The following is a 12,958-nucleotide window of genomic DNA, read 5'->3' on the forward strand; positions in this document are numbered from 1 at the left end:
TGAGTCGTTCCGGGGTTGACCCGCTCGTCGAGCGGGCACCGGGGTCGCGATGACCGAGTGGCTGCTCCTCCTCGCCGCCGTGGCGCTGACCACGCTCACCGGCTTCTTCGTGGCCGCCGAGTTCTCCCTGACCACCGTCGACCGCGGCCGGGCCGAGGAGGCGGCGCGCGGCGGAGACCGGCGCGCCCGCGGGGTGGTGGCGGCCCTGCGGGCGCTGTCCACCCAGCTCTCGGCCGCCCAGCTGGGCATCACGATCACCACGCTCGTCGTCGGCTACCTCGCCGAGCCGGCCCTCGGCCAGCTGCTGCGCGGCCCCCTGGAGTCGCTGGGACTGCCCGGCGGGCTCGTCACCGGGCTCTCCTACGGCCTGGCCCTGGCGCTGGCCACCACGCTGCAGATGCTGCTCGGCGAGCTGGGCCCGAAGAACCTGGCGATCGCCGACCCGATGGCCGTGGCCGGTGCCGTGGCCCCCGGCATGCGGGCGTTCACCCGGGTCTCCGGGCCGGTGGTGAACGGGCTGCAGCGGGTCGCCAACGCGATCGTGCGGCGGCTGGGGATCGAGCCCCGGGAGGAGCTGGAGTCCGCCCGCGGCGCCGAGGAGCTGGCCGCCGTGGCCCGCCGCTCGGCCGAGGAGGGCGACCTCTCCCCCGTCGCGGCCCGGCTGCTCCAGCGGTCCCTGGCGCTGCGGCAGAAGTACGCCACCGACGTGATGACGCCGCGCACCCGGCTGTGGACCCTCCCGGCCGACGTCACCGCGGACGACGTGATCGCGGCCGCCGTCGCGTCGGGCAACTCCCGCTTCCCGGTGTACGGCGAGGACCTCGACCAGGTGACCGGCGTCGTCCACGTCAAGCACGCGGTCGCCGTCCCGGAGGCCGAGCGGGGCACCCGGACCGCCGGCGAGCTCGCCGCGCCGGTGCTCGCCGTCCCGTCGTCGCTGCAGCTGGAGCGCCTGCTGGACCTGCTGCGCGAGCAGGGGCTGCAGATGGCCCTCGTCGTCGACGAGTGGGGCGCCACCCACGGCGTGGTGACCCTGGAGGACATCGTGGAGGAGCTGGTCGGGGAGATCGCCGACGAGACCGACCGGCCGCTGCGCACCCTCCGCCGGGCCGACGAGGACACCTGGCTGCTGTCCGGGCTGCTGCGCCCGGACGAGGTCCGCGACCGCACCGGCGTCCCGGTGCCCGAGGGCCGCTACGAGACGCTGGCCGGCTTCCTCGCCGAGCGGCTGCAGCGGCTGCCCGCGGTCGGCGACACCGTCGACCTGGAGGGCGCCCGGCTGACCGTGGAGTCCCTCGACGGTCGGCGGGTGGCACGGGTGCGCGCCGAGCGGGTCGAGGTCCCGGTCGACGAGGAGGTGGCCGCGGCGTGAGCGACGTCCTCAGCCTGCTGGTCCTGATCGCGCTGCTGCTGGGCAACGCCTTCTTCGTGGCCGCGGAGTTCGCGCTGGTCTCGGCGCGGGTCGACCAGATCGAGCCGCGCGCCGACGCGGGCTCACCGCGGGCGCGCCGCACGCTGGCCGCCATGCGCAACGTGTCGCAGATGATGGCCGGCGCGCAGCTGGGCATCACGCTGTGCTCGCTGGGCCTGGGTGCTGTCGGCGAGCCGGCGGTGGCGCACCTGATCGAGGCGCCGATGGCGGCACTCGGCGTCCCGGAGGGGCTGCTGCACCCGATCGCGCTGGTCATCGCGCTGTCGATCGTGACCGTGCTGCACATGGTGCTCGGCGAGATGGTGCCCAAGAACGTCACGATCGCCGGCCCGGATCGCGCGGCCCTGGCCCTCGGGCCGCCGCTGGCCGCCTTCGTCCGGGTGCTGCGCCCGGTCATCTGGTTCTTCAACACCGTGGCCAACGCCTTCGTCCGGCTCTTCGGCGTGCAGCCCACCGACGAGGTGGCCGCCAGCTTCGACGAGGCCGAGATCCGGTCGATGGTGACCCAGTCACGCCGGGAGGGCCTGCTGGGCAGCGAGGTCAGCGAACTGGCCGCCGGGGCGCTCACCTTCGAGCAGCACGCCGTCGAGTCGGTGCTCCTGCCGCTGGAGCAGGTCGTCACCGTGCCGCGGTCGGCGACCCCGCGGCAGCTCGAGGCGGTGGTCGCCGAGCACGGGTTCAGCCGCTACCCCGTCCGCGGGGACGACGGCGCGCTGCTCGGCTACGTGCACGTCAAGGACGTCCTCGGCCTGGACCCCGCCGCGCGCGACCGGCCGGTCGACGACGCGCACGTCACCCCGCTGGTGCCCCTGGCGCCCGGGTCGGCGCTGCCCGACGTGCTCTCCGAGATGCGCGTCCAGGGCGCGCACCTGGGCCGGGTGGACCGGGACGGCGCGACGGTCGGCGTGGTCGCCCTCGAGGACGTCCTGGAGCAGCTCATCGGCGACGTCCGGGACGCCGCCGTGGAGCACCCCGGGGTCGGCGCGGGAGCGGGTGCGGGCGCCGGGGCGGGCGGGCGGTGACGACGGCGCCGGGTCCGGTCCGGACCCGGCGCCGTCGTCCTCCCGCCGTCAGCGCCGGGCGAGCCGGGGAGGCAGCACCATGCGCCGGCGGTCGACCAGCGGCAGTGCCGCGAGGCCGAGGACGGGCAGCAGGGTGAGCTGGACCAGTCCGGCGCCGTCCCAGCCCAGACCCGCGACCAGCCGGGCGAAGAGGAGCCCGGAGAACGCCGCCGCGACGTAGTAGGTGAGCATGAACAGCCCCGCGCCACGGCCCACGTGCTCGGGCCGGACGGCGCGCTGCATGGCCGTCGTGCAGTTGGTGAACAGCACGCCGCTGGCGAAGGTGCCCATGAGGAAGGCCAGCACGTACTGCGCGGCCGGGCCGTCGGCGAACCGGTAGGCCAGCAGCGCCGTGAGCGACGAACCCACGAAGCCGACGGCCAGCAGGAGGCGCTGGTCGTACCGGTCGGCGAGCCACCCCACCGGCAGCGCGGTCATCGCCCCGAAGCCGACCAGGGACGCGGCGAGCGCGGCCTGGGGCGGGGCGAACCCGAGCTGCTCCTGCAGGAACGTCGGGTACAGCCCCAGGAAGCCGTAGAAGACCAGACCGGAGACGGCCGAGGCGATGCCCAGGCCCAGCGTGCCGCGGTTGTACGGGCTGGCCGGCACGTGCTCGTAGGAGGCGGTGTCCGCGGTGCCGGCGCGACCGGCCAGCGCCTCGCTCATCGCCCGCGGCACGGCGGCGACGAGGACCGCCGCCATCACCAGGCCGGCGGCACCGAAGACGTAGAAGGGCGCGCGCCAGCTGTCGGAGGCGGTGGCGAAGGCCTGGCCGACCACCGGCCCCAGGAAGACACCCAGCCCGAACGCGACGCCGATGAAGCCGGCGGCGACGGCACGGCGGTGGAAGAAGAACGCGCCGATGATCGCGTAGATCGCCGTGGCCTGGACCCCCTCGCCGACGCCGGAGACCAGCCGGTAGACGGCCATGTCGCCGAAGCCGACCGACAGCGGGATCGCCAGGGTGCCCAGCGAGTACACGACGACGCTGACGACCACGATCATCTTCCGGGAGAGCCGGTCGAGCAGGTACCCGGCGGGGACCCCGGTCAGCGCGATGCCCAGGGTGAACCCGGTCGCGAGGAGCCCGGACTGGTCCAGCGAGAACCCGAAGTCCTCGCGGATCTGCGGCAGCAGGGGGTAGAAGACCTGCCGGTCCATCGCGTTGAGCATGTACGAGAGACAGAGGACGGCGAACCCGACGGCGATCGCTGCTGCGGACAGTCGGCCGTCCTCGTGCGGCGCCGCGTCGCCCCGCGCGGACGTGCTCCTCCGGGTGGACTGGGACATGGGCACTCCTGTCGACACACGAAGCATGTCCGCTCTGCGGACAGCCGTCCGAACTTCTCGTCCATGGTCTGCGTCACACCGCGGCCGCGTCAAGCGGTGGCCGGGACCGGGCTCCCGGAGGTGGCGTCCCCACGGCCGTCCCGCCCGGGGAAGATGGACCGGTGAGTGCCGAGCCCGCTGCGCCGTCCGACCCTCCCGTCACCCCCGGGGCCGACGACCCCCGGCCCGGCGTCCTGACCCCCGGGACCCCGACGCCCTTCGCCGCGGCCCTCCCCCCGGAGGTGACCGCCCGCTGGCAGGCCCGGTTCCGCGCGCCGCGGGTGAGCCTGCCCGACTGGGCCCGCGACGCCCCGCACCGCTGCCTGTACTCCTCCGACGTGAGCGGCGTCGTCGAGCAGTACGCCTGGGACCGGACGACCGACGCCCACCGGCAGGCCACCGACCGGGCAAACGGGACCCTCATCGGCACGATCAGCCCCGACGGCGACACCATCTGGTGGTTCGCCGACACCGACGGGGACGAGTTCGGCGTCTGGATGGTGCAGCCCTTCGCCGGCGGCGACGACCGCGTGGCCCTGCCCGAGGTGGGCCCGGCCTACCCGGCGGGGCTGGAGGTCGGCCGCTCCGTCGTCGCGGTGGGCCGGTCCACCGACGACGGCTCCGAGCTGTGGGTCGCCCCCGCCGGGGACGCCCCGCGGGTGGTCTACCGGCACGAGGACCCGGCCTCGGTCGACGGCCTGACCCACGACGAGGACCTGCTGGTCATCTCGCACTCCGAGCACGGCGACCCCCGCTACCCGGCGCTGCGCGTGCTGCGGACCGACACCACCAGCGAGGACGCGCCCGCGGTCGTCGCGGAGAAGTGGGACGGCGAGGGCCGCGCCCTCCACGCCCTGGAGTTCGCCCCGCTGCCCGGCGACCGGCGGCTGCTGGTCGGCCACGAGCGCCGGGGACGCGAGGAGCTGCTCGTCTGGGACGTCGGCAGCGACACCGAGACCGAGATCGTGCTGGACCTGCCCGGGGACGTGACCGCCGGCTGGTACCCGGACGGCTCGGCGCTGCTGGTCGGGCACGACCACGCCGCCCGCAGCGAGCTGTACCGCTACGACCTGGCCACCGGCGCCCTGGAGCGGCTGGACACCCCCACCGGTGTCGTCCGCGGGGCCACCGCCCGCCCGGACGGCACCGTGGAGCTGGCCTGGTCCAACGCCGAGCTGCCGCCGGTGATCCGCCGCGCCGACGGCCCCGTCGTGCTGGCCGCGCCCGGCGAGGAGCCGCCGGCGGCCTACCCGGTGGAGGACCGCTGGGTGCCCGGGCCGGGGGGCGACATCCACGCGCTGGTGGTCCGGCCGGCGGGCCCGGCACCGTACGCCACGGCCTTCCTCGTGCACGGCGGCCCGGAGGCGGCCGACGACGACTCCTACCGGGCGCGCCGCGCGGCCTACGTCGACGCCGGGTACGCCGTCGTCCACGTCAACTACCGCGGCTCGACCGGCTACGGCAGCGCCTGGCGGGACGCGCTCACCGGCCGGCCCGGGCTGACCGAGCTCGAGGACGTCGCCGCGGTCTACGACGCACTGGTCGAGGAGGGCCTCGTCGACCCGGCCCGGGCGCTGCTGTCGGGCGGGTCGTGGGGCGGGTTCCTCACCCTGCTCGGGCTCGGCACGCAGCCGGAGCGCTGGGCGGCCGGGATCGCCGAGGTGCCGGTGGCCGACTACCTGGCCGCCTACGAGGACGAGATGGAGGGCCTGCGGGCCTACGACCGGGCGCTGTTCGGCGGCTCCCCGGAGGAGGTGCGCGACGTGTACGTGCGCTCCTCGCCGATCACCTACGTGGACGCCGTCCGCGCACCGGTGCTCGTGGTGGCCGGCGCGAACGACCCGCGTTGCCCGATCCGGCAGATCGAGAACTACCTGGGGGAGCTGGAGCGGCTGGACAAGCGGCACGAGGTGTACCGGTTCGACGCCGGCCACGGCTCACTGGTCATCGAGGAGACCATCCGCCAGGTCGAGGTCGCCCTGAGCTTCGCCTTGAGGAACGTCCAGCCGTAGAGGGCCACCGCCTGTGGTGCCCGGCGGGGGCCGGAGGCCCCCCGCCGGGCAGCCACGAAGCGGCTCAACGCGAGCCGGGGACGGCACCTGGCCGCGGTGTGACCCGGAGGGTCACCGTGTCGTAGCGATGAGCTCCGCGATCTGGACGGTGTTGAGCGCCGCGCCCTTGCGCAGGTTGTCGTTGCTGATGAACAGCGCCAGCCCCCGACCACCGTCCACGCCGGGGTCCTGCCGGATGCGCCCGACGTAGCTCGGGTCCTGCCCGGCGGCCTGCTGCGGGTTCGGGACGGCGGTCAGCTCCACGCCCGGCGCCCCGGTCAGGAGCTCGGTGGCCCGCTCCACCGACAGCGGCCGGTCGAACTCCACGTTCAGCGACAGGGAGTGCCCGGTGAAGACCGGCACCCGGACGCAGGTGCCCGACACCCGCAGCTCGGGGATCTCGAGGATCTTGCGGCTCTCGTTGCGGAGCTTCTGCTCCTCGTCGGTCTCGAACGTGCCGTCGTCCACCAGCGACCCGGCCATGGGCAGCACGTTGAAGGCGATCGGCTTCACGTACTTGACCGGCTCGGGGAAGGTCACCGCCGAGCCGTCGTGGGTGAGCTCGGCGGCCTTGTCGACGACCGTCTTGACCTGGGTGTCGAGCTCCTCGACGCCGGCCAGGCCGCTGCCCGAGACCGCCTGGTAGGTGCTGGCGACGATGCGCACCAGCTGTGCCTCGTCGTGCAGCGGCTTGAGCACCGGCATCGCGGCCATGGTGGTGCAGTTCGGGTTGGCGATGATGCCCTTGCGCATCTCGCCCAGCGCGTGCGGGTTGACCTCGGCGACGATCAGCGGGACGTCGGGGTCGCGCCGCCACGCCGAGCTGTTGTCGATCACCGTGACGCCGGCCTCGGCGAACCGCGGCGCCTGCACCCGCGAGGTGGAGGCGCCGGCGGAGAACAGCGCGACGTCCAGCCCGGTCGGGTCCGCGGTCGCGGCGTCCTCGACGGGGATCTCGCCGCTCCCCCACGGCAGGGTGCTGCCGGCCGAACGGGCGGAGGCGAAGAAGCGCAGCTCGCTGACGGGGAAGTCCCGTTCGGCGAGGATCTGGCGCATCACGCCACCGACCTGGCCGGTCGCGCCCACGATCCCGACCCGCAGCCCGTCGTTGCTGAAGAGCCTCATCGTCCGGTCCCTCCGTAGACGACCGCCTCGGCCTCCTCGGTGCCGAGGTCGAAGGCGTCGTGCACCGCGCGGACGGCGAGGTCGACGTCGGTGTCGCGGCACACCACGGAGATGCGGATCTCCGAGGTGCTGATCAGCTCGAGGTTGACCCCCGCGTCGGCGAGCGCACCGAAGAACCGCGCCGAGACGCCGGGGTGCGAGCGCATCCCGGCGCCGACCAGGGACACCTTGCCGATGTGCTGGTCGAAGCGGGTGTCGGTGTAGCCGACGGTGTGCTTGACCCTCTCCAGCGCCGCCAGCGCGGCCGGCCCGTCGCTCTTGGGGAGGGTGAAGGAGATGTCGGCGAGCTTGCTGGCCTCGGCCGACACGTTCTGCACGATCATGTCGATGTTGATCTCCGCGTCGGCCAGCACCCGGAAGATCTGCGCCGCCTCACCCGGGCGGTCCGGCACCCCGTAGACGGTGATCTTGCCTTCGGAGCGGTCGTGCGCGACGCCGGTGATGATGGCCTGTTCCACCGTGAGGTCCTCCATCGAGCCGGTCACGATCGTGCCGGGGAGCTGGGAGTAGGAGCTGCGGACGTGCACCGGGATGCCGTAGCGGCGGGCGTACTCGACGCAGCGGAGCATGAGCACCTTCGCCCCGGAGGCGGCGAGCTCGAGCATCTCCTCGTACGTCACGGTGTCCAGCCGCCGGGCGTTCGGCACGATCCGCGGGTCGGCGGTGAAGACGCCGTCGACGTCGGTGTAGATCTCGCAGACGTCGGCCTGCAGCGCGGCGGCGACGGCCACGGCCGTGGTGTCCGACCCGCCGCGGCCCAGGGTGGTGACGTCCTTGGTGTCCTGGCTGACGCCCTGGAACCCGGCGACGATCACGACCGACCCATCGTCGAGGGCGTCGCGCAGCCGGCCGGGCGTGACGTCGATGATCCGCGCCTTGCCGTGGCTGGAGGTGGTGATCACCCCGGCCTGGGAGCCGGTGAACGACCGCGCCTCGTACCCGTGGGTGCTGATCGCGATGGCCAGCAGGGCCATGGAGATGCGTTCACCGGCGGTGAGCAGCATGTCCAGCTCGCGACCGGGCGGGTCGTCGGTGATCTGGGCTGCCTGGTCGAGCAGCTCGTCGGTCGTGTCACCCATGGCGGAGACCACGACGACGACGTCGTTGCCGTCCTTCTTGGCCGCCACGATGCGCTCGGCGACGCGCTTGATGTGCGCGGCGGAGGCGACGGAGGAGCCGCCGTACTTCTGGACGACGAGGGCCACGGGTCCACAGGCTACCGACGTGCCCCGCGCGGCCCGTGCTTGCGTCCCCCATGACGGGACGCTGTGATCACCAAGTGGACGATCCGGAGCGCTGGCTGCTGACGGCCGACGAGCGCGGGAACCCGGCCACGAGCCTGCCCGCCTACACCGAGGGCAACCTGGCCGTGCCGCTGGTGCACGGTGCCACCTACTTCGACCGGCTCGTCGAGTGCGTCGAGGCCCTCGACGACGGCGACCACCTGTTCTTCACCGACTGGCGTGGCGACCCGGACGAGCAGCTGCGCCCCGGCGGCCCGACCGTCGCACAGCTGTTCACCGAGGCGGTCCGCCGCGGGGTCACCGTGCGCGGACTGGTGTGGCGCTCCCACATGGACCGGGCGTCGTTCAGCAAGGAGGAGAACCGGGCCCTCGACGCGGAGATCGAGCACGGCGGCGGTGAGGTCATCCTCGACCAGCGGGTGCGCCGCGGCGGCAGCCACCACCAGAAGTTCGTCGTCCTCCGGCACGACCAGGACCCGACCCGGGACGTCGCCTTCATCGGCGGCATCGACCTGTGCCACGGCCGCCGGGACGACGCCGACCACCGCGGGGACCCGCAGCCGCTGCCGATGGCCGCCGCGTACGGGCCGCGCCCGCCGTGGCACGACGTGCAGCTGATGGTGCGCGGCCCGGCGGTCGGCGTGCTCGACACGGTCTTCCGCGAGCGGTGGGAGGACCCGAACAACGCCGACACCGACCACCCGATCGCCTGGGTGCGCGACAAGCTCCACCACGCCCGCCTGGAGGGCGACCCGCTGCCGCCGCAGCTGCCGCCGCCACCTCCGGCGGGCCCCCACGTGGTGCAGAACCTGCGGACCTATCCGGCGATCCGTCCGCCCTACCGCTTCGCCCCCCGGGGGGAGCGCTCGATCGCCCGGGGCTACTCCAAGGCGATCAAGCGGGCCCGCCGGCTGGTCTACCTCGAGGACCAGTACATGTGGTCGGGTGAGGTGGCCCGGCTGTTCGCCGAGGCGCTGGCCGACAACCCGCAGCTGCACCTGGTCGTGGTGGTCCCGCGGGTGCCCGACCAGGACGGCGCGGTCGCCGAGCGGTCGCAGTACGTCGGTCGGTGGCAGGCGCTGGAGATGTGCCGGCGAGCGGGGCGCAACCGGGTCCACGTCTTCGACGTGGAGAACCACGAGGGGACGCCGGTCTACGTGCACGCCAAGGTCTGCGTCGTCGACGACACGTGGGCCAGCGTGGGCAGCGACAACTTCAACCGCCGGTCCTGGACCCACGACAGCGAGCTCTCCTCCGCCGTCCTCGACACCACGCGCGACCCCCGGGAGCCGCGCGACCCGGCCGGCACCGGTGACGGCGCCCGCACCTTCGCCCGCGACCTGCGCCTGGTGCTGGCCCGCGAGCACCTCGACCGCGCGTCCGACGGCAGCGAGGACGCCGACCTGCTCGACCCCGACGCGTTCGTGGCGGCGCTGGGGTCGTCGGCGGCCGCACTGGAGGACTGGCACGCCGGTGGGCGGCGCGGCCCCCGCCCTCCCGGGCGGCTGCGGCCGCACCGGACCGAGCGGCTCTCGCTGCCCACCCGGCTGTGGGCGACCCCCGTCTACCGGTTGCTCGACGACCCCGACGGCCGCCCCTGGCGGATGCGCGCCGCCAAGCGCTTCTGACCCGCCGCCGGTCCCACGGCCACGGCCCGTCCCGGTGCCCGTCCCCGGGGCGGAGGCCCCTCCCTGGCCGCCCCGACCACCCCTCCGCGGTAGCTCGTGCTCTGCGTACCCACGCGATGCAGAGCACGAAGGCGGAGCCCCACGAGGTCCTCCGCGGACGCTCGTGCACTGCGTACCCACCGCAGGCAGAGCACGAGCTCCCGGGGTGCACATGCCCGCCCCGGCTGCGCCCTGCTCGCCCCGGCCGCGCCCTGCTAGCCCCGGCCACGCCTGGCCCGCTCGGCCGGTCCACAGGACCACCGGGCGTCCACAGATGCCCTCGGACGTCGCAGGGCGAGCGCCGCCGCAGCCACGCTGGCGACGTGGCCGAGCTCGACCTCCCGGGGATGCTGCGGCGCATCCGCCGGCGGGCGGACCTCTCGCAGCGCGAGCTGGCCCGGGCGTGCGGGGTGTCCGCCGCCGTGGTCTCCCACGCCGAGGCCGGCCGTCGCGGCGTGACGGCCGGCCTGCTGGCGCGCGCCGCCGAGGTCGCGGGGCTGCGATTGGCGCTGGTGGACAGCCGGGGCCAGGAGGTGCCGGGCATGGATCCCGACGCCGTGCGCGACACGGCCGGCCGGCTGTACCCGGCGCACCTCGACACCCGGTACTCCGACGAGGGCTGGTGGCACGACGAGCACCGGCACGGCCGAGCGCGGGTCTGGTACACGTTCGACCGCGACCGACGCCGGCGCGACGCCCGCCGCGACCGCACCGGCACGCCCGACGACCACCAGCTCCCCCGGGCCGGCGACGCGCCGAGGGAGCGCGCCGAGGCCCGGCGTCTGGCGCGGTGGCGGGAGCGGGAGGCCGAGCTGCAGCGGCGGTTCCTGGCCGGCGAGCTGAACGGCCTCGACGTGTGCTTCGAGTGCACCTGTCCGCCCCGCTGCGACGAGCTCGACGACGGCATCGGCACGCCCGTGCACGCGCCCGACTGCGCGTGTGGCTGCGACCTGGCCTGACGCGCTGCTACCGTGGGGGCGTGCGCGGCAGCCTCCTGCTTACCCGCCGCGGCGAGGCCCTCTCCTAGGTCGGCCCCCTCGCCGCGGAGACCTGCCGTGACCGAGAGCGTCCCCGGCGCCTGCTGACCGCCCCACCGGAGCTGAGTCCAGCCCGCGCCAGAGGAGCGAACCCCCGTGAGCAGGAACATGAGCGAGAACCACCCGCACGTCCGGCGCCCGCAGCAGCCCTCGGGCATGCCGATCCACCGCTACGCGCCCTTCACCCCGGTCGTGCTGCCCGACCGCACCTGGCCGGACACCGTCACCACCGTGGCCCCCCGCTGGTGCGCCGTCGACCTCCGGGACGGTAACCAGGCGCTGATCGACCCGATGACGCCGGACCGCAAGCGGCGGATGTTCGAGCTGCTGGTGCGGATGGGCTACAAGGAGATCGAGGTCGGCTTCCCGGCAGCCAGCCAGACCGACTTCGACTTCGTCCGCCAGCTCATCGAGGACGACCTGGTACCCGACGACGTCACGATCCAGGTGCTGACCCAGGCCCGCGACGAGCTGATCGAGCGGACCTACGAGTCCCTGCGCGGCGCCAAGCAGGCGATCGTCCACCTGTACAACTCGACGTCCACGCTGCAGCGGCGGGTGGTCTTCGGCTCCGACCGCGCGGGCATCGTCGACATCGCCGTCCACGGGGCGCAGGTGGTCCGCAAGCTCGCCGAGCAGATGACCGGGACCGACATCTCCTTCGAGTACTCCCCGGAGTCCTTCACGGGCACCGAGCTGGACTTCGCCGTCGAGGTCTGCAACGCGGTCACCGACGTCTGGGAGCCGACCCCCGACCGGCCCACGATCATCAACTTGCCCGCGACGGTCGAGATGGCCGAGCCGACCGTCTACGCCGACCAGATCGAGTGGATGCACCGCAACCTGGGCCGGCGCGACGCCGTCGTCCTGAGCCTGCACCCGCACAACGACCGCGGCACCGCCGTCGCCGCCGCCGAGCTGGGCTACCGCGCCGGCGCCGACCGCATCGAGGGCTGCCTGTTCGGCAACGGCGAGCGGACCGGCAACGTCGACCTGGTCACCCTGGGCCTGAACCTGTTCAGCCAGGGCATCGACCCGCAGATCGACTTCTCCGACATCGACGAGATCCGCCGCACCGTCGAGTACTGCAACCAGATCGGCGTGCACGAGCGGCACCCCTACGGCGGCGACCTGGTCTACACCGCCTTCTCCGGCTCCCACCAGGACGCCATCAACAAGGGGTTCAAGGCGCTGGAGGCCGACGCGCGGGCGGCCGAGAAGCCGGTCGAGGACATGCCCTGGGCCGTGCCGTACCTGCCGATCGACCCCAAGGACGTCGGTCGTAGCTACGAGGCCGTGATCCGGGTGAACAGCCAGTCCGGCAAGGGCGGCGTCGCCTACATCATGAAGACCGAGAACCACCTGGACCTGCCCCGGCGGCTGCAGATCGAGTTCAGCGCGGTCGTCCAGCGGCACACCGACGACGAGGGCGGCGAGGTCACCGCCCAGCAGATGTGGACGGCGTTCTCCAGCGAGTACCTGCCCGACCCCGACGCCCCGTGGGGCCGCTTCTCGCTGGCCGGCCACCGGCACCAGGCGCACGGCGCCCAGGTGGACGAGATGTCGGTGGAGCTGGTCGACAACGGCGTCCCGGTCACCGTCGAGGGCCGGGGCAACGGGCCGATCGCGGCGTTCGTCGACGCGCTCAGGGGCCTGGACGTCGACGTCCGGGTGCTGGACTACGCCGAGCACGCCATGAGCGCCGGCGGTGACGCGAAGGCCGCCGCCTACGTCGAGTGCGCCGTGGGCGACCGGGTGCTGTGGGGCGTGGGCATCGACCCGAACATCGTCACCGCGTCGCTGCGCGCGGTCGTCTCGGCGGTGAACCGGGCGCAGCGGTAGGAAGTCGGGGGGGGGGGGGGGGGGGGGGGGGGGGCGCCCCCCCCCCCCCCCCCCCCCCCCCCCCCCCCCCCCCCCCCCCCCCCCCCCCCCCCCCCCCCCCCCCCCCCCCG

Annotated in this window: 9 protein-coding genes; 6 read left to right on the forward strand and 3 right to left on the reverse strand. The window is 74.2% G+C overall.

Annotation, left to right across the window (positions count from 1 at the left end; all coding sequences use genetic code 11):
- Positions 1 to 49 precede the first annotated feature (49 nt).
- Entirely contained in the window at positions 50 to 1,372 is a 1,323-nt protein-coding gene (locus tag ACI79C_RS15470; RefSeq protein ID WP_456946548.1) for a hemolysin family protein, read from the forward strand.
- Complete coding sequence (locus tag ACI79C_RS15475; protein ID WP_456946549.1) at positions 1,369 to 2,454, forward strand: hemolysin family protein; 1,086 nt, start codon at positions 1,369 to 1,371, stop codon at positions 2,452 to 2,454. Before ACI79C_RS15470 ends, ACI79C_RS15475 begins: the two co-directional genes overlap by 4 nt.
- A gap of 48 nt (positions 2,455 to 2,502) precedes the next feature.
- On the opposite strand, the gene ACI79C_RS15480 is transcribed toward ACI79C_RS15475, so the two are convergent.
- Entirely contained in the window at positions 2,503 to 3,783 is a 1,281-nt protein-coding gene (locus tag ACI79C_RS15480; RefSeq protein WP_456946550.1) for an MFS transporter, read from the reverse strand.
- A gap of 161 nt (positions 3,784 to 3,944) precedes the next feature.
- On the opposite strand from ACI79C_RS15480, the gene ACI79C_RS15485 reads away from it, so the two are divergent.
- The gene (locus ACI79C_RS15485) at positions 3,945 to 5,834 is read left to right on the forward strand and encodes a prolyl oligopeptidase family serine peptidase (protein WP_456946551.1); all 1,890 of its coding nucleotides are present in this window, start codon (positions 3,945 to 3,947) and stop codon (positions 5,832 to 5,834) included.
- Positions 5,835 to 5,945: 111 nt separating this feature from the next.
- Here the strand turns inward: ACI79C_RS15485 and ACI79C_RS15490 are convergent, their stop codons facing one another.
- Together ACI79C_RS15490 and ACI79C_RS15495 are read right to left on the reverse strand one after the other, a co-directional pair.
- Positions 5,946 to 6,998, reverse strand: coding sequence for an aspartate-semialdehyde dehydrogenase (locus tag ACI79C_RS15490; protein ID WP_456946552.1), 1,053 nt, complete (start codon positions 6,996 to 6,998; stop codon positions 5,946 to 5,948).
- Positions 6,995 to 8,263 carry an aspartate kinase gene (locus ACI79C_RS15495; RefSeq protein WP_456946553.1) on the reverse strand — a complete coding sequence of 423 codons (1,269 nt, stop codon included), beginning with the start codon at positions 8,261 to 8,263 and terminating at the stop codon, positions 6,995 to 6,997. The genes ACI79C_RS15490 and ACI79C_RS15495 overlap by 4 nt, the downstream gene beginning before the upstream one ends.
- A 74-nt stretch (positions 8,264 to 8,337) precedes the next feature.
- On the opposite strand from ACI79C_RS15495, the gene ACI79C_RS15500 reads away from it, so the two are divergent.
- The 3 genes from ACI79C_RS15500 (at position 8,338) to leuA (ending at position 12,848) form a co-directional block, all read left to right on the forward strand.
- A complete protein-coding gene (locus tag ACI79C_RS15500) occupies positions 8,338 to 9,930 on the forward strand; it encodes a phospholipase D family protein (protein ID WP_456946554.1) in 1,593 nt (530 codons plus the stop codon).
- A 362-nt stretch (positions 9,931 to 10,292) separates the two neighbouring features.
- Positions 10,293 to 10,928 carry a helix-turn-helix domain-containing protein gene (locus ACI79C_RS15505; protein ID WP_456946555.1) on the forward strand — a complete coding sequence of 212 codons (636 nt, stop codon included), beginning with the start codon at positions 10,293 to 10,295 and terminating at the stop codon, positions 10,926 to 10,928.
- A gap of 174 nt (positions 10,929 to 11,102) precedes the next feature.
- Positions 11,103 to 12,848: a 2-isopropylmalate synthase gene (leuA, locus tag ACI79C_RS15510; RefSeq protein ID WP_456946556.1), complete on the forward strand. Its 1,746-nt coding sequence runs from the start codon at positions 11,103 to 11,105 to the stop codon at positions 12,846 to 12,848.
- Positions 12,849 to 12,958: the final 110 nt, after the last annotated feature.

The sequence above is a fragment of the Geodermatophilus sp. SYSU D00697 genome (genome assembly GCF_054050175.1).